Source organism: Thioalkalivibrio sp. ALJ2, from assembly GCF_000378325.1.
GTDB lineage: Bacteria > Pseudomonadota > Gammaproteobacteria > Ectothiorhodospirales > Ectothiorhodospiraceae > Thioalkalivibrio.
In genome coordinates this window covers 309,119-330,543 of record NZ_KB899554.1, presented here as the reverse complement: position 1 = coordinate 330,543, position 21,425 = coordinate 309,119, and the positions used below count along the sequence as shown (strand labels likewise).

Genomic DNA, 21,425 nt, shown 5'->3' with positions numbered 1-21,425 from the left:
GCCGTCCGGCGTGCAGCGCATCGGTCGCTATGGCGTAGGCGAGGAGATCGGTCGCGGGGCGATGGCCGTAATCTATCGCGGCTTCGACCCGGAGATTCGCCGCGAACTTGCGATCAAGTGCCTGCAGGATGACTACGCACGCCGGCCCGAGTATCGCCGCCGGTTTCTGGTGGAGGCGCGCGCAGCCGGCACACTGACCCACCCGGGGATCGTGACGATCTTCGACGTCGGCGAATCCGGGGACCGCCCGTTTATCGCGATGGAACTGCTGGACGGGATTACGCTCGCCGCCTTCGCCGAGCAGTTCCGCCCGCTGCTATTGCGCAACGTACTCAAGATCGCGATCCAGCTGACCGAGGCGCTCGATTACGCCCACCGCAATGGTGTGGTGCATCGCGATATCAAGCCGGAGAACATCATCGTCACCAGCGCCACGGTGAACATCAAGGTGATGGACTTCGGCATCGCCCAGACCCTGAATGATCCTGCCTGGCGGGCCGATTCGGATGGCTACGTCGCCGGCTCGCCCCACTACATGGCTCCGGAACAGATTCGTGGCCTGTCCACCGACGCCCGAGCGGACCTCTACTCGGTGGGGGTCGTCCTGTATGAACTGCTCACCGGCTCGACACCCTTTCGCGGGCACGAGGTCGAAGGGCTGCTGACCCGAGTGGTGCGCGACCCGCCACCGCCCTTGCGCCCGATCGTCCGGGATTGCCCCCCGGAGCTGATCGAGCTGGTCGAACGGCTGCTGGAGAAACAACCGGACCAGCGCTACCAGTCAGCCGGAGAGCTGCTAGTAGAGCTGCAACGGATCGACGAAGAGCGCATGGAACGCGAACGCGCCGGCGCCGGACGGCGGATCATCCCGCTGCGGTGGCGCTGGCCGGCAATCCTCGGAGCGACCGTGGCCATCACGCTGGCAGCCGCCGGCGCCCTGGTGCAGAAAAAACAGAACGAGGTGATCACGGACCTGGCCTTCGACTACGGGTCCACGCTGGCGCAGATCATCTCGGTGGAGAGCGCGGAGGACCTGCTGCTGGAGGACACCATCGCCGTACAGGGGCGGCTGCAGGACATGCAGGACAATCGCGAGATCGCGCTATTGAGCGTGGCGGACCACCAGGGGCGCGTGGTGGCGAGCAGCGATCGCGCATCGCTTGGCAGCCCATTTGAATCGCCCCCGGAGGAGCACCTGCTGACCCGTCGCGGGGGCCAGGCGATCTGGTCTCTGGAGGACCCGGACGGGCGCGAGATGTTCCTGTTCGAGGCACCCGTGCGCTTTCAGGAGATCGAGATCGGGCGGCTGCAGGTGGGCCTCTCGACCCGCTCGCTGCGTGCCGCCAATCAGACCACACTGCTGGCCCTGACGCTGCTCGCGTTGGTGACGTTGCTCGCCGTTTCGCTGGGTGCTTACGTACTCGCACGACGGCTGCAGGCGCCACTGGACACTCTGCGCGGGGCCCTCGATCAGATCGGACAAGGCCGGCTGGACACGCGCATCCGCGCCCGGCGACGCGATGATTTCGAACGGGTATATGCCGCCTACAACGCGATGGCGGACTCGCTGGAGGCGCGCATGAAGCAGCGCCCGGCACCCCAACAGCAAGCCCCGCAAGCGGAATCCGACAGCGAGCGGACGCTGATACTGGAGGAGGATACGGAGGCGGACCGCCCGGAACGGACGCCCCCCGCCTGAGCAAGCCGAGCCCCGGCTACAAGAGCTCGGTGTCGCCGTGCGAATAGGGTGGCGCGCAACTGCACAGGATATGCAGCGGCTCGGTCCCGGTATTGCGGATGTTATGCGGGGTACCGGGGTGGATGCAGACGGTATCCCCGACCGTCACCTCGAAGGTCTCCCCCCCGAGCCGCATCTCTCCGCGCCCGCGGGTGATGTGGTAGAGCTCCTCGGTCTGCGCATGGCGATGCAGGTGCGTGGTCGCGCCCGGGGCGACCACTGCCTCGGCGAGGCTCTGGGCCGCATTGCCATGGGAATCCGGGTGCATCAGCTCGCGGATTTCGGAGCCGTCCTTGGTGTCATAGGCCGGGATGTCGTCGTAGCGCGTATACATGATCGGCCTCATGCCGGCTCGGGGACTTCCTCGAGCAACAGGCTGCAGCCACCCATTGCGGCGGGCTTGGGTACCCCCATCAATTCCAGCACCGTCGGGGCCACATCGGCCAGACCGCCGCCGGTACGCAGACGCCAGCGCTGCGAGTCGGTAATCATGCACATCACCGGGTAGATCGTGTGCTGGGTGTGCGGGTCGCCGGTCACCGGGTCGATGTACTCGTCGCAGTTGCCGTGGTCAGCGGTCACGATCACGGAATAACCCGCATCCTTCGCGGCATCCAGCACGCGTCCGACCTCGCGATCCAGCACCTCGACCGCCTGGAGCAGGGCCTCGCGCTTGGCCGTGTGGCCCACCATGTCGCCATTGGCAAAGTTCACCAGGATGAACCCGTAGCGCCCGCCTTCCATGGCTTTGATGGTCTCGTCGGCCACCTCAACCGCGCTCATCTCCGGCTGTTCGTCGTAGGTATCCACTGGCGGCGAGGGCACCATCACGCGCTGTTCTCCGGCGTAGGGCTCTTCCTTCCCGCCATTGAAGAAAAAGGTGACGTGGGCGTACTTCTCGGTCTCCGCGCAGTGGAACTGCGGGATACCGGCAGAGGCGATCGTGCTCCCCAGGGTGGTCGAGGGGCGCTCGGGCGGGAAGGCGATCGGCGACAGGAAGCGCGGGTCGTACTCGGTCAGACAGGTCTCGGCCACCGGGCGGAATTCACCACGGTCAAAGCCGTCGAAGTCGTCCAGCCCCAGCGCGGCCGTCAGTTGACGCGGCCGGTCGTTGCGGAAGTTGAACAGCACGCAGACCGCGTCCTGCCCGAGCGGGGCACCGCCGTTGATGATGCGGGGATTGATGAACTCGTCGTCCTCGCCGGCGGCGTAGGCGGCCTCGATGGCCTCGCGCGCCGACCCTGCGGGCTCGCCCTCGGCGTAGGCAATCGCGCGGAAGGCCTTTTCGGTGCGGCTCCAGCGCTTGTCGCGATCCATGGCGTAATAACGACCGCATACCGTGGCAATGGCGCCGCCGGCGCTGGCCAGCTCCTCTTCCAGCGGGTCGAGGTAGTTGAGCGCGGAACGCGGGGCCGTGTCGCGACCGTCGGTGATCATGTGCACCATCGGCCGGGCGCCTTCGCGCTGGCAGATCTCGACCAGCGCGCGCAGGTGGCGGATATGCGAATGAACGCCACCATCGGACACCAGGCCAATCAGGTGCAGCGGCAGGTCATTATTCGCGGCCGCGCGGGCGGCACTGACCAGGGCGTCGTTCTCGTAAAAACTGCCATCGGCGATGGAGTCGTCGATGCGCACCAGATCCTGGTTGATCACGGTCCCCGCACCCAGGGTCAAATGGCCCACCTCGGAGTTGCCCATCTGGCCATCCGGCAGGCCAACGGCGCGGCCACAGGCATCCAGCGTGGTATGCGCATGGGTAGACAGGTACTCGTCAAGGCGCGGCGTGTTGGCCTCGGCGTAGGCGTTGTTCACCTTGGAGGGGTTTACTCCGACCCCGTCCATAACGATCAGCAGGACGGGGCGGCGGGGGGTCGGACGCGGGTCGGCCATCGCGGGTTCATTACCTGGGTCAATGGGTTATCCGGGCATTTTAGCAAGTTCCAATGCGCAGATGGACACCGCGGGGATCCAGTAGACGCTGGCGTGTGAAACAGTCAGCGTCTACCGGGAAACACCGATCAATGTTTCCTAGCGAAAACGCCCCTCGTCATAGTCTTCCTGCGAGGGCCCCTCGTCGGCCCGGGCATCGTCACGGGCAGGTTCCTGAGGCGTGTCATCTTGCGACAGATCGGTGCCTGGAGTTTCGTCCGTCTGCGATTCCGAGGACTTGCGCGCCTCTTTCTGGCGCTGGAGCTCGGCCTGTTCCGCCTCGATGCGGTCGAGTTCGGCATCCATCTCCTCGTCGGTCATCGGGGTGTAGCCCGCGCGCGCGGAGGCCGGGGTCTCCCGAGCCCCGGCGCTGGAGCTGGAGCTGGCCGCTCCAGCCGTGGCCGTGGCGGCTGCGGCCTTGCGGCTAGAGGTGCCAGACGCACCCTTGCCGCCACCACCAGGCCCACCGTCCGGGTCGTCGGGCCCATCGCCGGAGTCATCGCTCAGGTCATCGGGCTCATCGCCCCCTTGCGCGCGACGCTTCTCGGCCTTCTTGCGCTCCATGATGCGCGAGAGGATCAGGCCAATCTCGAACAGCAGCCACATCGGCAAGGCCAGCAGCGTCTGCGAGATGATATCCGGCGGCGTGAGCACCATGCCGATCAGGAACACCCCCACGATCACGTAGGGGCGCTTCTTGGCCAGCTTGTCGGGTGTGGTCGCCCCCAGCGAGACCAGAAGAATCGTCGCCACCGGCACCTCGAATGCGATGCCGAACGCGATGAACAGCATGATCACGAACGAGAGATAGCGCGAGATGTCGGTCATCACCGAGACCCCCTCGGGGGCGGTCGCGGTGAAGAAGGCGAAGATCAGCGGAAAAACCACGAAATACGCGAAGGCCATCCCGAGGTAGAACAGGATGGTGGACGAGGCCACCAGCGGAAGGGCCATGTTCTTTTCGTGGCTGTACAGCCCCGGCGCAACAAACGACCAGACCTGATAGAGCAGGTACGGGATGCTGATCACCACCGCCAACAGCAGGACCAGCTTGAACGGGATCAGGAACGGCGCGGCGACGTCGATCGCGATCATGCTGGTGCCTTCCGGCAGGTGCTGCATCAGCGGATCCGCCAGCCACGTGTATATCGGGTTGGCGAACGGGAACAGCACCAGGAACACCACCAGAATGGCGATGAACATCCTGAGGACACGATCACGCAGCTCGATCAGGTGCGTGAGCAGGGTTTCGGTGGCCTCCGGACTCGGTTCGACCTCCGGCTTGGTCTTGCTCATGAGTGCTTGTCGGGGGCCTGGTCGTCGTGAGTGGAGTCGCTTGACAGGTCCGGGGCGGCATCCTGGCGGTCCGCGGACTCGGGGGTATCCGACTTCGCGGTGCGACGCGGGCGCACAGCCGGCTTCTTGCGCTTGGGTCGATCCGCCTCTCCAGCGCGTGCCTTGCGTTCGGCTTCCAGCGCCGGGTCGTCGGTCATCAGGTTGCCGTCTATACCCGAGCGGGTCGGCACCCGACGCACTTCAGCCTGCTCGGGATCGGCCTCGTCCTGGGCGTCGTCCGCATCCGCCGGGCGGCGCTCACGCACGGCCGGCTTCTTCGTCTGTTTATCCGTTGCAGCGCGCTTGTCGTCCAGGGCCTTCAGGTGGTCCTGCGTCAGGCCCTTGCGGGCGGCGGGCTTCCCCTCGATGTCCTCGCGCAGATCCTTTTCGGTTTCCTCGATGTCCTCGCGGAGATCCTTCTCGGTCTCCTCCATGGTGCCCTTGAGCTGACGGATCTCGCGCTCCTGGCTCTGGAGCATCTTGCGCAGCTCGTCGGTCTGTAGTTCCTGCTCGAAATCCGAACGCACGCTGTGCACGAAACGCCGGGTCTTGCCCACCCAGCGGCCGATCTCGCGCGCAAGGCCGGGCAGCCGCTCCGGTCCGACGACCAGGAGCGCGACCAGCACGATGATGATGATCTCCCAGAAACCGATGTCGAACATGCGCTAGCGCCGCCCGAGTCCGGCCGTTCCGCGCGGGGCGCGGATCAGGATTTCTTGTCCGACTGCGAGGTCTCGGTTTCCTGCTCCGAGCTGTTCTTCACCTCGCCGTCGACCACACGCCCCTTGTCGCCGGTCTGGTCCTCGACCTCAGGGGTCTCGCCATCCTGGCCTTCCGCGTTGTCATCCTGCTTGTTCTGGCCGTCCGGGTCCTTGACCGCCTGACGGAAGTTCTTCAGCGCGGAGCCGACGTCACCGCCCATGTTGCGCAGTTTCTTCGTGCCGAACAGCAGCACGACGATGAGCAGGATAATAAGAAGTTGCCAGATGCTGATGCCACCAATACCCATGGACTCTCTCCAAGATCATTCAACTTTGGGATAAGCCTGAACGGCGCCAGGCCCATAATCAATACGCAGCGTTTTATTTATCGTTTTTATCAGAGCGCTGCCCACTGGCCCGGCGCGCGGCCTTTTCCGCGATACCGGACAACCCGAAGCGCCGAGCCAGCTCGTCGAGGACGTCGTCGGGGTGGCGGCCCCGGGCCGCGAGCACAATCAGGCTATGAAACCACAGGTCCGCCATCTCCGACACCAGCGCGTCGCTGTCGTCGTTCTTGCCGGCGATAATGGTCTCCGCCGACTCCTCGCCGAGCTTCTTCAGCATTTCGTCGAGCCCCCGGGCGTGCAGCTTCGCCACGTAGGACTGCTCCGGGTCGGCCTGGCGCCGCTGTTCGATCACCTCGGCCAGCGCGCTCAGGAGTTCGGCACCCGCCAGGGCATCTGACGCACGCCCGGCCATCAGGCGGCCACCCCGGCGTCGTTCGGCCGTACGGGCACACCTGCCGCGGCCATCGCGTCCTTGGCCTCGCCCACCGTGTGCTGACCGAAATGGAAGATGCTGGCCGCCAGCACTGCGTCGGCATGGCCTTCGGTCACGCCCTCGACCAGGTGCTGCAACTCGCCCACGCCGCCGGAGGCAATGACCGGGATACCCACCGCATCGCTGACCGCCCGGGTCAGTTCCAGATCGAACCCGATCCGGGTGCCATCACGGTCCATGCTGGTCAGCAGGATCTCGCCGGCCCCGAGGGACTCCATCCGCTGCGCCCACTCGACGACTTCCAGATCGGTCTCGTGGCGCCCACCGTGGGTGAACACCTCCCAGCGAGGGGACTCGCCTTCCGCGCTGACGCGCTTGGCGTCGATCGCGACCACGATGCACTGGCTGCCGACCCAGTCGGCCGCCTCGCGCACCAGCTCCGGGCGGTGCACGGCGGCGGTATTAATAGAGACCTTGTCGGCCCCGGCATTCAGCAGGCGGCGGATATCCTCCACCGCCCGCACGCCGCCACCCACGGTCAGCGGGATAAAGACCTCGCGCGCGACCTCCTCGACCACATGCAGGATGGTGTCGCGATCATCACTGGAGGCCGTGATATCGAGAAAGGTGATCTCGTCCGCGCCCTGCGCGTTGTAGCGCCGCGCGATCTCCACCGGGTCGCCGGCATCGCGGATGCCGACAAAGTTCACGCCCTTGACGACGCGGCCGGCATCGACATCCAGGCAGGGGATGATGCGCTTGGCCAGCATCTCAGCCCCCGGACGCCGCCTTGCGCGCCTCTTCGAGCGTGAACGCGCCCTCGTACAGCGCGCGTCCGACGATGGCCCCCGTGATGCCCTCTTCCTCGTTCTCGGCGAGCTGGCGCAGGTCATCCAGCGAGCTGATCCCGCCAGAGGCGATCACCGGCACGCGCACGTTGCTGGCCAGGCGGGCGGTGGCCTCGACATTGGGGCCCTTCATCATCCCGTCGCGGGCGATATCGGTATAGACGAAGGCCACCACACCATCGGCCTCGAAATGCTGGGCCAGATCAATCACATCGTGGTGCGACAGCTTCGACCAGCCATCCACCGCCAGTTTGCCGTCCTTCGCGTCCAGCCCGACGATAATGCGCCCGGGAAACTCCAGGCACAGGTCATTGACGAAGTGCGGCGCGCTCACCGCGCGGGTGCCGATGATCACGAACTCCACCCCGGCATCCAGATAGGCCTGCACGGTGTCCTCGTCGCGGATTCCGCCGCCGATCTGGATCGGCAGGTCGGGGAAGGCCTCGGCGATCGCATGCACGGCCTCGGCATTACGCGGATGGCCCGCGAAGGCGCCATCCAGGTCGACGATGTGCAGGCGCTCCGCCCCGGCATCCACCCAGCGCTTCGCCATCTCGACCGGGTCTTCGCCGAACACGGTGGAATCCTCCATCTTGCCCTGGCGCAGGCGCACGCATTTGCCTTCCTTCAGATCGATTGCAGGAATGACCAGCATCTTGGACTCCTCACGCAGCCCCGGGACCCTCACCGTCCCAGCGCAGAAAGTTATGCAACAGGCGCAGCCCGCAGGCGGCGCTCTTCTCCGGGTGGCACTGCATGGTGAACAGCGAGCCGCGCGCCAGTGCCGAGGCAAAGGTCTCGCCATAATCGGTGCGCCCGGCGATATCCGCCTCATTCTCCGGCAACACGCGATAGCTGTGTACAAAATAGAACCACGGCGTCTCGGGCAGGCCGTGCCACAGGGGGTGCTCGCCCGTCGGCAGGACCCGGTTCCACCCCATGTGCGGGATCTTCAGGCGCCGGCCGTCCGGGCCATCGCATTCCGGGAAACGTGCGACCCGCCCCGGCAGTATGCCCAGAAGATCGACCCCGCCGCTCTCTTCGCTGTGCTGCATCAGGATCTGCTGCCCCAGGCACAGGCCAAGGAAGGGCCGATCCGCAGTCAGCTCGGGCAACAGGCGATCGAGCCCCCGCGAGGCCAGCGCGCGCATCGCATCACCGGCCGCCCCCTGCCCCGGGAAGACCAGGCGATCGGCCTCACGCAGGGTGTCGGGATCGTCCGTCAGCAGGATGCGCTGGCCGGCACCGGACTCGTGTTCGAGCGCGCGAACGACCGAGTGCAGGTTACCCATGCCGTAGTCAATGACGGCAACTGTTTCCATGGCCGGGAAATCCCTTTAAAGACTGCCCTTGGTCGACGGGGTAACCCCCTGCGCGCGCGGGTCGGCCTCGGCCGCCATGCGCAGCGCGCGCCCAAAGGCCTTGAAGATGGTCTCGGCCACGTGGTGCGCGTTGTCTCCGCGAAGACTGTCGATGTGCAGGGTCATCCAGGCGTGGTTGACCAGCCCCTGGAAGAACTCGTGAAAGAGATCCACATCGAACTCGCCGATGTGCGAACGCCGAAAGTCCGCGTGCATCTCCAGCCCCGGGCGCCCTGAAAAATCGATCACTACCCGCGCCAGGGCCTCGTCCAGCGGGACGTAGGCATGGCCGTAGCGGCGGATGCCCTTCTTGTCCCCCAAGGCCTTGGCCAGCGCCTGCCCGAGCGTGATGCCGACATCCTCGACCGTGTGATGCGCGTCGATATGCAGGTCGCCCTGCGCACGCACCGAGAGATCGACCATGCCGTGGCGGGCCACCTGGTCGAGCATGTGATCGAGGAACGGGACACCGGTCTCCAGCTGGCTTGTGCCCTTGCCATCAAGGTTGAGCTCGACGGTGATCTGGGTCTCGAGGGTGTCGCGGCGGATGCTAGCAGTACGTTCAGTCATGATTCCGATTCAAGACGACAAAGGCTCAGTGTAGCAAGGCTGGCCACGGCCCGGTACGCACACCGGATCGGGGCACTCGCCTGCCATGCAATTGGCAAAAAAAAGCCGGGACCCGAGGGCCCCGGCTGGACGTCAGGAAGCGAGGCTTCCTTAGCCGACTTCGACTTCGGTCGAATCGGATTCGCCCTTGTTGTCCGTCCAGGAGACGGACACGGTGTCGCCGGCGGAACCGTCGAACTCGACCTGCAGGAACGGGTTACGAGAGACAGTGAAGTTCCAGTAGGCGGTAATGGCGTCTTCGCCGTTACGCTTGATTTCCACGGTTTCGATGAAGTGCGGACCACCATCATCATCCGGGACCAGCATGTCGTGGCTCATCAGAGCGCGGACGTTAACAACGCCGTTGCTTTCTTGGGCGCGAACTCGAATAGACATATCTTATTCCTCCAATAGGGTTCGATCAGCGATTGGGGCGCGCGGCTTAACCGCCGCAGCCACCGACCGTGACCTTCACTTCGCGGACCGTCTTGTACCAGCTGTCGCCAGACTTCACGGCGGCCACGACGTTCGAGGACTCACCCAGACGGATGCGGCTGGACACTTTCGGCTTGGTGCCGGAGGCCAGGATGTAGTGGGCGGTCGCGGCGAAGTCGTTTTCCTCGGCGAACAGGGCGATCTCGGTGACGTCGTCCAGGCTGGTTTCGATCGAAACCGGGACCACGGCGCCGTTCTCGGCGATTTCCGGGGCGCTCAGATCGATGTCGTCGCTATCCGGGATGTCGGTGGAGCCGAGCGCAGCTTCCATCGCGGCGTCCAGGCCCTCGGCCTCGAACGTGGAGGACGGCCAGGCGGCCAGCAGCTTGCTCGGAGCCAGCAGGCCAGCCCCAACGGCCACGCCGACGGTGCCGGCGGCGAGAGTGCCTTTCAGGAAGACACGACGCTTGGTGCTAATCATGGAGATCTCCTCTCATCTTTTTGGGTCAGTTCCGGGTTATCCGGCGGCGTTTTAGCGGTTGCCCGCGTTTACGCCTGTTGCTTTGGACGGCGACCCCCGGGGATCTATTCCTTGGGGTCGGGCTCCATCGCTGACCAGCTTCAGTGGTCTTCTGCTGGTCTGGCAGGTTCATCCTCCCAAAGTTCGCTGAATCGATGATGAACAGATCACCAAGGGTTCAAAATCGGGTGAATGACAACGGATGGACCTGAAGCCAGCGCCGTATCAATGGCACACTATTGCCCTTCATTGCAACGACACCCCGGAACGAACATGCGTTCATGCAAGGCCCAGTGGCTCCTGATTGCGGTCGTGGTCGTGCTCGGCACGATGCAGATGCTCGCCTCCTGCGGACAGAAGGGTGATCTCTACCTGCCCGATGACGACGAAACCGAGGAGCGCCGCTGAATGGACTACTTCGACTACCACGGCAACACGCTGCATGCCGAAGGCGTGGCGCTGGACCACCTCGCCCAGCTGGTGGGTACGCCCGCCTACGTGTATTCGCGCGCCACCCTTGAGCGCCACTACCGCGCGTTCAGCGAGGCCCTGATCGGCACGCCGCACCAGGTCTGCTTCGCGGTGAAGGCGAACTCCGCGCTGGGGGTGCTGAACGTGCTCGCGCGCCTGGGCGCCGGCTTCGACATCGTCTCCGGCGGCGAACTGGAACGTGTACTGCGCGCCGGCGGCGACCCGGCGAAGGTCGTGTTCTCGGGCGTCGGCAAGACCGCGGCCGAGATGCGCCGGGCACTCCAGGTCGGCATCCATTGCTTCAACGTCGAGTCCGCCCCGGAGCTGGAGCGGCTGGAGTCCGTTGCGGCCGAGATAGGCGTGACCGCACCGGTCTCGATCCGCGTGAATCCGGACGTCGATGCCGAGACCCATCCCTATATCGCCACCGGCCTGCGCGAGAACAAGTTCGGCGTTGCCATCGAGGAGGCGCCGGCGCTGTATGCCCGGGTACGCGACAGCCAGCACCTGGAGGCCACCGGCGTCGATTTCCACATCGGCTCGCAGCTGACCCGGATCGACCCGTTCACCGATGCCCTGAAACGCGTGCTGACGCTGGTCGACCAGCTGGCCGCAGACGGCATCGAACTCGAACACATCGATGTCGGCGGCGGACTGGGCGTGCGCTACCGCGACGAGACGCCGCCGGAGCCGGACGCCTGGGCCAGCGCCCTGCGCGAGGTGATGGGCGAGCGCACACTAAAGGTTCTGCTCGAACCGGGGCGCGCGATCGCGGCCAACGCCGGCGTGTTCCTGACCCGGGTGGAATACCTCAAGCACACCGAGGCCCACGACTTCGCGATCGTCGACGGGGCGATGAACGACCTGCTGCGCCCGGCCCTGTACGGCGCCTGGCAGGAGATCATCCCGGTCGTGCGGCGCAAGGACACCGAGCCCCGCACCTACGACATCGTCGGCCCGGTCTGCGAGACCGGCGACTTCCTCGGCCGCGAGCGCGAACTGGCGCTGGCCGCGGGCGACGTGCTCGCCGTGCGCTCGGCCGGGGCCTACGGCTATGTGATGGCGGGCAACTACAACTCGCGCCCGCGCCCACCGGAGATCATGGTCGACGGCGACCACTTCCAGATCATCAACCGCCGCGAGCAGGTCGATCACCTGATGATGCGCGAGAGCATGCTGCCGCAAGACCCGGACGATAGCGATCCGCCCGGAAGCGTGGACCCATGATCCCGCGCCGCCCCGAACCGGAGCTTATGCTGGAGCCTGCGCAGGCCCGCGCCTATGCCGAGGCCGACTTCGCCGCGCCGCACGAGGGCTTCGTGGACGCCTTCGCCGAGGCCTTCCCCGGCCCGGTCAGCGGACCCGTGCTCGACCTCGGCTGCGGGCCGGGCGATGTCTCGCTGCGCTTCGCCGCACGCTATCCGGCCTGCGAGGTCGACGGGCTCGACGGCGCGCCCGCGATGCTGGCCGCCGGTGACGCGCTGATGGCCGGCCACCCGGCCGCGCCGCGCGTGCATCTGACCGAGGGCTGCCTGCCCGAAGCGCGCGGCCCGCGCGCCCCGTACGCCGCGATCATCAGCAATTCCCTGCTGCATCACCTGCATGAGCCCGCGGTGCTTTGGCAGGCCATCGTGCGCGATGGCGCGCCCGGCGCGGCCGTGTTCGTGATGGACCTGCGGCGCCCGGACTCGGAGCAAACGCTCAAGGCCCTGGTCGCGCAGTACGCGGCCAACGACCCGGACGTGCTGCGCCGCGACTTCGAACACTCCCTGCATGCCGCCTTCACACCCGACGAGGTGCGCGCGCAGCTGGCCGATGCCGGACTCGACGGCTTCACCGTCCGCGCCACCTCGGACCGGCACATGGTCATCTTCGGGCAGCTGCCGGAGGCCACCTGATGCGCCTGGAATTCACCAAGATGCACGGGCTGGGCAACGACTTCGTGGTCATCGACGGCACGCGCCAGACCGTCCGGCTCGACGAGGCGACGCTGCGCCATCTGGCGGATCGCCACTTCGGCATCGGCTGCGACCAGATCCTGCTGGTGGAGCCCCCGGGCGACCCGACGCAGGCCCTGTTCCGCTACCGCATCTTCAACGCCGATGGCTCCGAGGTGGAGCAGTGCGGCAACGGTGCGCGCTGCTTCGCCCGCTTCGTGCGGGAGCAGGGCCTGACCGAGGCCCGCGAGATCCCGGTCGAGACCCTGGGCGGACGCATCGTGCTGCATGTCGAGGACGACGAGCGCGTGCGGGTCAACATGGGGCGGCCGGTGTTCACGCCCGAACAGATCCCGCTGGTCGCCGAACACGAGGCCGACGCCTACACCCTGGACGTGCAGGGCCATGCGCTCACGCTGGGCGCGGTGTCCATGGGCAACCCGCATGCCGTGCTGCTGGTCGACGACGTCGCGAGTGCGCCCGTGGCCGAGGTCGGGCCGCTGATCGAGCGGCACGAGTGCTTCCCACGCCGCGTGAATGTCGGCTTTGCCGCGCTGCGCAACCGCGGCCATGTGAACCTGCGGGTCTTCGAGCGCGGGGTCGGCGAGACGCTGGCCTGTGGCAGCGGCGCGGCCGCCGCGATGGCCATTCTGCGCCGCCGCAACCTGGTCGACGACGAGGTTGAAGTCTCGCTGCCGGGCGGTACCCTTGTGCTAAGCTGGAACGCACAGGCCGAGGCCCCGGTTTGGCTAACCGGACCGGCCACCACGGTTTTCAACGGCTGGATCGATCTATGACTGGGCAATCCTCCAACGCCTCTGCTGCAAACACCCCCAAGCCGCAGGCGACGGACGACAAGAACAACAAAACGCTTACTGCGGCCGACGTCGAGGCCTATCTGCGCGATCACCCGGATTTCTTCCAGGACCACCTGCCGCTGCTGGACATCCTGCGCCTGCCACACCCGGCCGGCGGGGCGGTGTCGCTGCTGGAGCGCCAGGTCGCCCTGCTGCGCGAGAAACACCGCGCGATGGAGCAGCACATGGGCGAGCTGGTCGAACGCGCCCGCGACAACGAGCGCATGGGCCAGCACCTGCACGAACTGGCCAAAACCCTGATGCGCGCCGAAAACCTGGATGCCGTACTGGCGCTGACCCAGGACGCCCTGCGCAACGAGCTGGGTGCCGAGCGCGTCAGCATCCGCCTGGCCGACCGCGAGGTGGACGACCTGCACGCCCTGGAGTCCGGCGAGCTGAGCACGTTCGATCCGCTGTTCGCGCGCGGCAAGGCCCAGTGCGGCCGTGTGCCGGGCGAGATGCTGGACGTACTGTTCGATTCGGCCGACGACATCGGTTCCGCGATCCTGATGCCACTGGGTGACGAGTCCGACCGCATCGGGGTGCTGGGCCTGGCCAGCGACTCTCCGGACCGTTTCCAGCCCGACATGGGCATCTATTTCGTCACCCATATCGGCGACCTGCTGGCCGAATCGATCCGCTGCCATGTCGAGCGGACCCACGCCGCCGCCTGAGGCGGCGACTGATTCCAGCCCGCCGCAGGATGCGGATATCGCGGCCTTTCTCGGGCATTTAAGCGATGTTCGCGGCCATTCACCGCATACCGTCAACGCCTACCGGCGCGACCTGAACCGCCTGCGCGGCCTGCACACGGGCCCGTGGGCCGATCTCCGGGCCGCGGACATGCGCCGCATCGCCGGGCAGCTCGCCCGCCAGGGCCGCCACCCGCGCTCCATCCAGCGCTTTCTGTCCGCCGCGCGCGGCTTCTTCGCCTTTCAGGTCGAGCACCGCCGCATGCCGGCCAACCCCGCCGCCGGCCTGCGCGGACCGCGCGCGGGGCGCGCCCTGCCACGCGATCTCGACGTCGACCAGACCCAACAGGCCCTCACCCCGGCCGAGGACCTCGATCCGACCCTGGCCGCCCGCGACCAGGCCATGCTGGAGCTGCTGTACTCCTCCGGGCTGCGCCTGTCCGAGCTGACCGGGCTGGACCTGACGGATCTCGACCTCGATACCGGGCTGGTGCGGGTACTCGGCAAGGGCCGGCGCGAGCGCAGCGTCCCGGTGGGGCGGGTCGCGCGTGATGCGATCCGCAGCTGGCTTGAGCGCCGTGGGGACTGGGCCGCGCCCGGGGAACGTGCCCTGTTCGTGACCCGCCGCGGCGCCCGCATCGGCAACCGCGCAGTCCAGCGCCGCGTGGCCGAGGCCGGCCGGCGCGCCGGGCTGGACGTGCGCCTGCATCCGCACCGGTTGCGCCATGCCTTCGCCAGTCACCTGCTGGAATCGAGTGGCGATTTGCGAGCCATTCAGGAACTTCTTGGTCACGCCAACCTTGAAACCACCCAGATCTATACCCATCTCGACTATCAGCACCTGGCACAGGTGTATGATGCCGCCCACCCGCGTGCCCGGAGAGACCGTTCGCCAGGCAAACGCTGAATCCAGCTTTCTCCGGGCGGGGAACCAACAGCAACGACCGGGACCCAACCGCTTCCGGACCGCAAAAACCTCGGACGTCGGCACAACCTGACCCCCTAGTGCCTGCGAGCAGCCCCTGGCGGTCTCGCAATGCAGCAAGGCGGGCGGCCGGCCCCGACCGCAGCACAAAGGAGAGCGCCCGTGGAACAGTTTCGCGGCACCACCATCGTCTGCGTCCGCAAGGACGGCGCCGTCACCCTCGGAGGCGACGGCCAGGTATCGCTTGGCAACACCGTGATGAAGGGCAACGCGCGCAAGGTGCGCCGCGTCTACCACGACCGCATCCTGGCTGGCTTTGCCGGCGGGACGGCCGATGCCTTCACCCTGTTCGAGCGCTTCGAGGGCATGCTGGAGAAACACTCCGGCAACCTCACCCGCTCCGCGGTCGAGCTGGCCAAGGACTGGCGAACCGACCGCGCCCTGCGCCGGCTGGAGGCCCTGCTGGCCGTGTCCGACCGCGAGAACTCCTTCGTGATCTCCGGCAACGGCGACGTAATCGAACCGGAAAACGCGCTGATCGCGATCGGCTCCGGCGGCCCCTATGCCCAGGCCTCCGCCCAGGCCCTGCTGCAGAATACCGACCTGTCGGCCCGCGACATCGTGGAGAAGTCGCTGAACATCGCCGCCGACATCTGCGTGTACACCAATCACAACCTCACGCTGGAGAGCCTGGACGCGGAATAACGCGCCCGGCCCCGCACGAACGATTCGACCAAGGCCCCTTTTGCCATGACCGACATGACCCCCCGCGAGATCGTCCAGGAACTGGACCGTTACATCATCGGCCAGGACGAGGCCAAGCGCTCCGTCGCCATTGCCCTGCGCAACCGCTGGCGCCGCCGCCAGCTCCCCCCGGAGCTGCAGCCGGAGGTCACCCCCAAGAACATCCTGATGATCGGCCCGACCGGCGTCGGCAAGACCGAGATCGCCCGGCGCCTGGCCAAGCTCGCCCGCGCGCCGTTCATCAAGATCGAGGCGACCAAGTTCACCGAGGTCGGTTATGTCGGCCGCGATGTCGAATCGATCATCCGTGACCTCGCCGAGGCCGCGGTCAAGCAGCTGCGCGACGAGGCCATCAAGGAGAACCGCGTCAAGGCCGAAGACGCGGCGGAGGAGCGCATCCTCGATGCCCTGCTGCCCCGCCCGCGCAACGCCGGCTTCACCGAATCCGCGCAGGACGATTCCAACAGCGACACCCGCCAGAAGCTGCGCAAGCGCCTGCGCGAGGGCGACCTGGACGAGCGCGAGATCGACATCGAGGTGCAGCAGAACCCGCACGGCGTGGAGATCATGACCCCGCCGGGCATGGAGGAGATGGCCAGTCAGCTGCAGTCGATGTTCCAGAACATTGGCGGCCAGAAGACCCGCTCGCGCCGGCTGCAGATCGCCGAGGCACGCAAGCTGCTGGTCGAGGAAGAGGCCGCACGCCTGATCAACGAAGAAGAGCTGAAGCTGCAGGCGATCGACCGCGTCGAACAAAGCGGCATCGTCTTTCTCGACGAGATCGACAAGGTCGCCAAGGGCAGCGACAAGGGCAGCAGCGGCGAGGTCTCGCGCGAGGGCGTGCAGCGCGACCTGCTGCCTCTGATCGAGGGCACCACCGTCTCCACCAAGCTGGGCATGGTGCGCACCGACCACATCCTGTTCATCGCCTCCGGCGCCTTCCACCTGTCCAAGCCGTCCGACCTCGTGCCGGAGCTGCAGGGCCGACTCCCGATCCGCGTCGAACTGGGCCCGCTGTCGGTGGACGCCTTCGTGCGCATCCTGACAGAACCCACCGCCTCGCTGACCGAGCAGTACACCGAGTTGATGAAGACCGAAGGCGTGGAACTGCGCTTCGAGGAAGACGGCGTGCGCCGCCTCGCCGAGATCGCCCATGACGTGAACGCGCGCACCGAGAACATCGGCGCCCGCCGCCTGCACACCGTGCTGGAACGCCTGCTGCAGGACGTCGCCTACCGCGCCCCGGACGTCGACGGCGCCGTCGTAGTCGACCGCAGCTTCGTCGACGAACGCCTCGGCGACCTGGTCGAAAACGAAGACCTCTCCCGCTACATCCTCTAAAGCCGGCCCTGCCGCCTGCCACCCCGCGTACCGGTTGCAGAAGGCCTTCTTCAAGGAGCACGCGGGTGAACCGTGCGGCCGTTTGTCGGGGAATCCGGGTGCTTCAAGTGAGGCGACTGTTGGGAAATACCGTCCAGGTAACCAGATAGTCCAGGGCGAGGACGAAATACCGCGAGCCGAGCACCTCGGCAAAACGCACCTTCATCGCCTCGTAGTGATCGCGGATGGAGCGAGCCACGTGCATGCTGCTTTGGGCCTGTTCGCTTACGGCATCCAGGAAGAAACAGGACCATCCGTCCCAAGTGCCGTTGGCGTCAACAAATCGCCCCAAATGGTGGCACTTGTGTTCAAAAAATCCCCGCAAATTAACACCAAGGTTCCTTGCATTTGTTCCGTTAACATCAACCCAGCTTGTTTCCCATTCACCCGGAACTACGGGTAACAAGCAGCGCTGGCCTCAGTGTTCGTTCAGGCTTTCGCGCGCGACCGGCCGTTCCGTCAGGCCCGCGCTGCGCGTGGGAGATGCCACGCTAGCGTGCTGGGCTGGTATCCTCGCAGTCCTTTGACGATGGCCGCCTTGGGCGGTTGCGCAAGATCTTTCCGGGCTCGCCCCGACCGAGGATTCTGGAGGCCGCATGAGCAGTAAGCACCGACCCACCGATATCCAGTTGCATCAGAAGTCGCGCATCCTGGAGCTGACCTACTCCGATGGCTCGCATTTCGAGCTGCCCTGCGAGTTTCTGCGCGTGTACTCGCCCTCCGCCGAGGTGCGCGGGCACGGGCCGGGCCAGGAGGTGCTGCAGGTGGACAAGGAGGATGTGAACATCACCGGCATCGAGCCGGTCGGTAACTATGCAGTGAAGCTGGAGTTCTCCGACGGCCACGACACCGGCATCTACGACTGGGATTACCTGCACAAGCTCGGCACGGAGCAGGAAAGTCTGTGGCAGGATTACCTGGATCGGCTGAAAGAGGCCGGCCACGAGCGCAAGACGCACTGACAATGAAAGAAGAACCCGGCAAGACCCACTTCGGCTACCAGAGCGTCCCCGAGTCCGAAAAGGCCTCACGGGTCGGCGAGGTCTTCCACTCGGTCGCCTCGCGCTACGACGTGATGAACGACCTGATGTCGATGGGCGTCCATCGCATCTGGAAGCGCTACACGCTGGAGCGCACCGGCGTGCGCCCGGGCATGAAGATCCTGGACCTGGCCGGGGGTACCGGGGACCTGGCCGGGGCCTTTGCCCCACGCGTCGGGCCGAAGGGGCAGATCGTGGTCTGCGACATCAACGCCTCGATGCTGGAGGCCGGGCGCGACCGCATGCTGGACGAGGGCCACGTGGGCAACCTCGACTTCGTGCAGGCGGACGCGGAACAGCTCCCCTATCCGGATGACTACTTCGACCGCGTGACCATCGCCTTCGGCCTGCGCAACGTGACCCGCAAGGAACGCGCGCTGGCCGAGATGCGCCGGGTGATCAAGCCCGGCGGGCGCGTGCTGGTGCTGGAGTTCTCGCAGCCGATGGCACCGCTGCGCCCGATCTACGATATCTATTCGTTCAAGATGCTGCCGCTGATGGGCAAGCTGGTCGCCAACGATGCCGACAGCTACCGCTACCTGGCGGAGTCCATCCGCATGCACCCGGATCAGGAGACCCTGGCCGGCATGATGCGCGACGCCGGTCTGGAGCGCGTCGAGTACGACAACCTGACCGGCGGAATCGTCGCCCTGCATCGCGGCACAAAACTCTAGGGAGATGCGGGCCTCACCATGACCGAACCCCTCGCCCTGCCCAGCCCGCTCACGGCCTTGATCGAGGCCACGCTCAACGAGCACCTGGCGAGCGCGCCGGAGAAGGACCGCGCACGCCTGGCCGGGCGTGCAATCGCCATCGTGATCGAGCCCCCGGGGCTGGCCTTTTCGCTGGTCGGGGCCGCCGACCGGCTGCAGGTCATCGGCGGTGTCGAGGAACCGGTGGATGTGCAGCTGGCGGGATCGCCGCTGTCGCTCGCCGCGGCCATGGGCCGGGACGACCGCTCCGGGCTGACCATCACCGGTGAGGCCACCGTGCTCTCCGATCTGCAGCATGCGCTGCGCGACTCCGGGGTCGACTGGGAGGGGCTGTTCGAGCGCTTTGCCGGCGTCGGGGCCGCTGGGCCGCTGCGCCACCTGCTCGATCAGGCTCGTGGCAGTCTGCGTCACCTCGGCCGCCGCTCCGCCGAGGACACGGCCGACTATCTGCGTGACGAGCTCGAGTGGCTGCCAGCAGGCGGGGCCTTCGAGGCCTTTGCCGAGGACGTCTCCGACCTGCGCGACGGCGTCGCGCGACTGGATGCACGCCTGCACCGGCTGGAGGCCGGGGCCGCCTCCGATACCGACGACCGGCAGGCCTGATGCGCCGCGCGCTGTACCGGGGGCTGCGGCTGTGGACCATCGCGCGGGTCCTGGTGCGCTATCGCCTCGATGTCATCCTGTTTACGCTGAAGCCGCTGCGCCCGCTTAGCTTCCTGCTCTATCTCGCACCCTGGAATTGGTTTCGCCGCACCGAAGGCACACGCGGCGAGCGCATCCGCCGCGCGCTGGAAGACCTGGGGCCGATCTTCATTAAATTCGGGCAGATGTTGTCCACCCGGCGCGATCTGCTGCCGGACGACATCGCGGTGGAGCTGGCGCGGCTGCAGGACCGGGTACCCCCGTTCCCGTTCGAGCAGGCGCGCGCCCTGATCGAGGCCGAGCTGGAACGTCCGATCGAGATCGCCTTCGCCACGTTCGAGGACACGCCGATCGCCTCGGCCTCCATCGCACAGGTGCATGCGGCCACGCTGCAGGACGGGCGCGAGGTCGTGGTCAAGGTCGTGCGCCCCGGCATCCTCAAGACCATCCGTGCGGATCTCGAGGTGATGCACCTGATCGCGGATCTGGCCGATCGCTACTGGTCCGAGGCCAAGCGCCTGCGTCCGCGCGAGGTGGTGGACGAATACGAAAAGACCGTCACCGACGAGCTGGACCTGATCCGCGAGGGCGCGAACGCCGCCGCGATCCACCGCAACTTCGAGGACAGCCACCTGCTGTACATCCCGGAGATCATCTGGGACTACACGCGCCGCAGCGTGCTGGTGATGGAGCGCATCGGCGGCATCCCGGTGGCGGATATCGCGGCACTGCGTGAACGCAACGTGGACCTGAGGCTGCTGGCCGAACGCGGAGTGGAGATCTTCTTCACGCAAGTGTTCCAGCACAACTTCTTCCACGCCGACATGCACCCGGGCAACATCTTTGTGGACGCCACCCACCCGGACAACCCGACTTATCTGGCGGTGGACTTCGGCATCGTCGGCTCGCTGCTCGACTCCGACCAGCGCTACCTGGCAGAGAATTTCCACGCGTTCTTCAACCGCGACTACCGCCGCGTGGCCGAGTTGCACGTGGAATCCGGCTGGGTGCCGAAGGACACCCGCGTGGACGAGTTCGAGGCGGCGATCCGCACCGTCTGCGAGCCGATCTTCCAGCGCCCGCTCGAGGAGATCTCCTTCGGTCAGGTCCTCCTGCGCCTGTTCCAGACGGCCCGGCGCTTCAACATGGAGGTCCAGCCGCAGCTGGTGCTGCTGCAGAAGACCCTGCTGAACATCGAGGGTCTGGGCCGCCAGCTCTATCCGCAGCTGGACCTGTGGACAACCGCCAAGCCGTTCATCGAGGACTGGATGCACGAGCGCATGGGCGTGCGCGCATTCATCCGCAATGCGCAGCAGCACCTGCCGCGCCTGCTCGCCCAGCTGCCCGAAATGCCCATGCACCTGGAAAAGGCCCTCACGGTGGAGGAACAGCGCGCCGAGCGCGACGCCGCCCTGCGCCAGCAGATCCGCGATCTTGAAGAGGGGCTGCGCCGCCAGAACCGCAGGCGGCACGAGGCCTGGGGAGGCGCGGGTCTGCTCGCCCTGGCGGGGCTGGCCACCCAGCTCGACGTGTCCACCTGGCTCGGACTGGCCTGGCCGTCCTGGCCGCTCGGCCTGGTCGGCGCCGCCATGCTGCTATTCGGGCTGCGCCCGGGCCCGTACCGCCGCCCCGTCGATCCCACCTGAACACCACAGGCAGCGTCGCCCGTTCATTCATGGGCCGTGTCGCCGCAGACAGCAGGAGACCAGCCCTCTGGCCGATGGGGACCTGTCCATCGGCCAGAGGGCTGGCCTCCTACAGAGGG

The 21,425-nt window shown here is 66.6% G+C and carries 26 protein-coding genes; 13 read left to right on the top strand and 13 right to left on the bottom strand.

Annotation, left to right across the window (positions count from 1 at the left end; genetic code table 11):
• Nucleotides 1–10 precede the first annotated feature (10 nt).
• Nucleotides 11–1,699: a serine/threonine-protein kinase gene (locus F468_RS0101535; protein ID WP_012981550.1), complete on the top strand. Its 1,689-nt coding sequence runs from the start codon at nt 11–13 to the stop codon at nt 1,697–1,699.
• A 16-nt stretch (nt 1,700–1,715) separates the two neighbouring features.
• On the opposite strand, the gene F468_RS0101530 is transcribed toward F468_RS0101535, so the two are convergent.
• The 12 genes from F468_RS0101530 to soxY form a co-directional block, all read right to left on the bottom strand.
• Nucleotides 1,716–2,072 (bottom strand): cupin domain-containing protein, encoded by a 357-nt coding sequence (locus F468_RS0101530; RefSeq protein ID WP_018139867.1) that lies wholly within the window; start codon nt 2,070–2,072, stop codon nt 1,716–1,718.
• Between the two features lie 8 nt (nt 2,073–2,080).
• A complete protein-coding gene (gpmI, locus tag F468_RS0101525) occupies nt 2,081–3,631 on the bottom strand; it encodes a 2,3-bisphosphoglycerate-independent phosphoglycerate mutase (RefSeq protein WP_018139866.1) in 1,551 nt (516 codons plus the stop codon).
• A 138-nt stretch (nt 3,632–3,769) separates the two neighbouring features.
• Nucleotides 3,770–4,966, bottom strand: coding sequence for a twin-arginine translocase subunit TatC (gene tatC / locus F468_RS0101520; protein ID WP_012981547.1), 1,197 nt, complete (start codon nt 4,964–4,966; stop codon nt 3,770–3,772).
• Nucleotides 4,963–5,667, bottom strand: coding sequence for a Sec-independent protein translocase protein TatB (tatB, locus tag F468_RS0101515; protein WP_018994492.1), 705 nt, complete (start codon nt 5,665–5,667; stop codon nt 4,963–4,965). Before tatB ends, tatC begins: the two co-directional genes overlap by 4 nt.
• A 44-nt stretch (nt 5,668–5,711) precedes the next feature.
• Complete coding sequence (gene tatA / locus F468_RS0101510; protein ID WP_012981545.1) at nt 5,712–6,014, bottom strand: twin-arginine translocase TatA/TatE family subunit; 303 nt, start codon at nt 6,012–6,014, stop codon at nt 5,712–5,714.
• 73 nt (nt 6,015–6,087) lie between these two features.
• Nucleotides 6,088–6,465: a phosphoribosyl-ATP diphosphatase gene (locus F468_RS0101505; protein WP_018139864.1), complete on the bottom strand. Its 378-nt coding sequence runs from the start codon at nt 6,463–6,465 to the stop codon at nt 6,088–6,090.
• Nucleotides 6,465–7,256 carry an imidazole glycerol phosphate synthase subunit HisF gene (gene hisF, locus F468_RS0101500; RefSeq protein WP_018994491.1) on the bottom strand — a complete coding sequence of 264 codons (792 nt, stop codon included), beginning with the start codon at nt 7,254–7,256 and terminating at the stop codon, nt 6,465–6,467. The genes F468_RS0101505 and hisF overlap by 1 nt, the downstream gene beginning before the upstream one ends.
• A gap of 1 nt (nt 7,257) precedes the next feature.
• Nucleotides 7,258–7,989 (bottom strand): 1-(5-phosphoribosyl)-5-[(5-phosphoribosylamino)methylideneamino]imidazole-4-carboxamide isomerase, encoded by a 732-nt coding sequence (gene hisA, locus F468_RS0101495; RefSeq protein ID WP_012981542.1) that lies wholly within the window; start codon nt 7,987–7,989, stop codon nt 7,258–7,260.
• A 10-nt stretch (nt 7,990–7,999) separates the two neighbouring features.
• A complete protein-coding gene (hisH, locus tag F468_RS0101490; RefSeq protein WP_018139862.1) occupies nt 8,000–8,656 on the bottom strand; it encodes an imidazole glycerol phosphate synthase subunit HisH in 657 nt (218 codons plus the stop codon).
• Between the two features lie 15 nt (nt 8,657–8,671).
• A complete protein-coding gene (hisB, locus tag F468_RS0101485; protein ID WP_018994490.1) occupies nt 8,672–9,265 on the bottom strand; it encodes an imidazoleglycerol-phosphate dehydratase HisB in 594 nt (197 codons plus the stop codon).
• Between the two features lie 150 nt (nt 9,266–9,415).
• Complete coding sequence (gene soxZ, locus F468_RS13705) at nt 9,416–9,700, bottom strand: thiosulfate oxidation carrier complex protein SoxZ (protein WP_012981539.1); 285 nt, start codon at nt 9,698–9,700, stop codon at nt 9,416–9,418.
• Between the two features lie 46 nt (nt 9,701–9,746).
• Nucleotides 9,747–10,220, bottom strand: coding sequence for a thiosulfate oxidation carrier protein SoxY (soxY, locus tag F468_RS0101475; RefSeq protein ID WP_012981538.1), 474 nt, complete (start codon nt 10,218–10,220; stop codon nt 9,747–9,749).
• Nucleotides 10,221–10,532: 312 nt separating this feature from the next.
• Here soxY and F468_RS14005 point away from each other — a divergent pair, with 312 nt between their 5' ends.
• The 8 genes from F468_RS14005 (at nt 10,533) to hslU (ending at nt 17,226) form a co-directional block, all read left to right on the top strand.
• Nucleotides 10,533–10,667, top strand: a complete 135-nt coding sequence (locus F468_RS14005) for a lipoprotein (protein WP_012981537.1) — start codon at nt 10,533–10,535, stop codon at nt 10,665–10,667.
• Entirely contained in the window at nt 10,668–11,957 is a 1,290-nt protein-coding gene (lysA, locus tag F468_RS0101465) for a diaminopimelate decarboxylase (RefSeq protein WP_018994489.1), read from the top strand.
• A complete protein-coding gene (locus F468_RS0101460) occupies nt 11,954–12,628 on the top strand; it encodes a trans-aconitate 2-methyltransferase (RefSeq protein WP_018994488.1) in 675 nt (224 codons plus the stop codon). Before lysA ends, F468_RS0101460 begins: the two co-directional genes overlap by 4 nt.
• A complete protein-coding gene (dapF, locus tag F468_RS0101455; protein WP_018175129.1) occupies nt 12,628–13,464 on the top strand; it encodes a diaminopimelate epimerase in 837 nt (278 codons plus the stop codon). Before F468_RS0101460 ends, dapF begins: the two co-directional genes overlap by 1 nt.
• On the top strand, nt 13,461–14,198 hold the full coding sequence (locus F468_RS0101450; RefSeq protein ID WP_018139856.1) for a DUF484 family protein: 738 nt from the start codon (nt 13,461–13,463) through the stop codon (nt 14,196–14,198). The genes dapF and F468_RS0101450 overlap by 4 nt, the downstream gene beginning before the upstream one ends.
• Nucleotides 14,170–15,123: a tyrosine recombinase XerC gene (gene xerC, locus F468_RS0101445; protein WP_018139855.1), complete on the top strand. Its 954-nt coding sequence runs from the start codon at nt 14,170–14,172 to the stop codon at nt 15,121–15,123. The genes F468_RS0101450 and xerC overlap by 29 nt, the downstream gene beginning before the upstream one ends.
• A gap of 180 nt (nt 15,124–15,303) precedes the next feature.
• On the top strand, nt 15,304–15,846 hold the full coding sequence (hslV, locus tag F468_RS0101440) for an ATP-dependent protease subunit HslV (protein WP_018139854.1): 543 nt from the start codon (nt 15,304–15,306) through the stop codon (nt 15,844–15,846).
• Between the two features lie 45 nt (nt 15,847–15,891).
• Nucleotides 15,892–17,226 carry an ATP-dependent protease ATPase subunit HslU gene (gene hslU, locus F468_RS0101435; protein WP_018994487.1) on the top strand — a complete coding sequence of 445 codons (1,335 nt, stop codon included), beginning with the start codon at nt 15,892–15,894 and terminating at the stop codon, nt 17,224–17,226.
• A gap of 103 nt (nt 17,227–17,329) precedes the next feature.
• On the opposite strand, the gene F468_RS14720 is transcribed toward hslU, so the two are convergent.
• Nucleotides 17,330–17,464 (bottom strand): hypothetical protein, encoded by a 135-nt coding sequence (locus tag F468_RS14720; protein WP_019592270.1) that lies wholly within the window; start codon nt 17,462–17,464, stop codon nt 17,330–17,332.
• Nucleotides 17,465–17,861: 397 nt separating this feature from the next.
• On the opposite strand from F468_RS14720, the gene F468_RS0101425 reads away from it, so the two are divergent.
• The 4 genes from F468_RS0101425 to ubiB are packed head-to-tail and all read left to right on the top strand — an operon-like array spanning nt 17,862 to nt 21,306.
• A complete protein-coding gene (locus F468_RS0101425; protein ID WP_018139842.1) occupies nt 17,862–18,227 on the top strand; it encodes a gamma-butyrobetaine hydroxylase-like domain-containing protein in 366 nt (121 codons plus the stop codon).
• Nucleotides 18,228–18,229: 2 nt separating this feature from the next.
• Nucleotides 18,230–18,979, top strand: coding sequence for a bifunctional demethylmenaquinone methyltransferase/2-methoxy-6-polyprenyl-1,4-benzoquinol methylase UbiE (gene ubiE / locus F468_RS0101420; RefSeq protein WP_018139841.1), 750 nt, complete (start codon nt 18,230–18,232; stop codon nt 18,977–18,979).
• A gap of 18 nt (nt 18,980–18,997) precedes the next feature.
• Nucleotides 18,998–19,621 carry an SCP2 domain-containing protein gene (locus F468_RS0101415; RefSeq protein WP_018139840.1) on the top strand — a complete coding sequence of 208 codons (624 nt, stop codon included), beginning with the start codon at nt 18,998–19,000 and terminating at the stop codon, nt 19,619–19,621.
• A complete protein-coding gene (gene ubiB, locus F468_RS0101410) occupies nt 19,621–21,306 on the top strand; it encodes a ubiquinone biosynthesis regulatory protein kinase UbiB (RefSeq protein WP_018994486.1) in 1,686 nt (561 codons plus the stop codon). Before F468_RS0101415 ends, ubiB begins: the two co-directional genes overlap by 1 nt.
• The last annotated feature ends 119 nt before the right edge of the window (nt 21,307–21,425 follow it).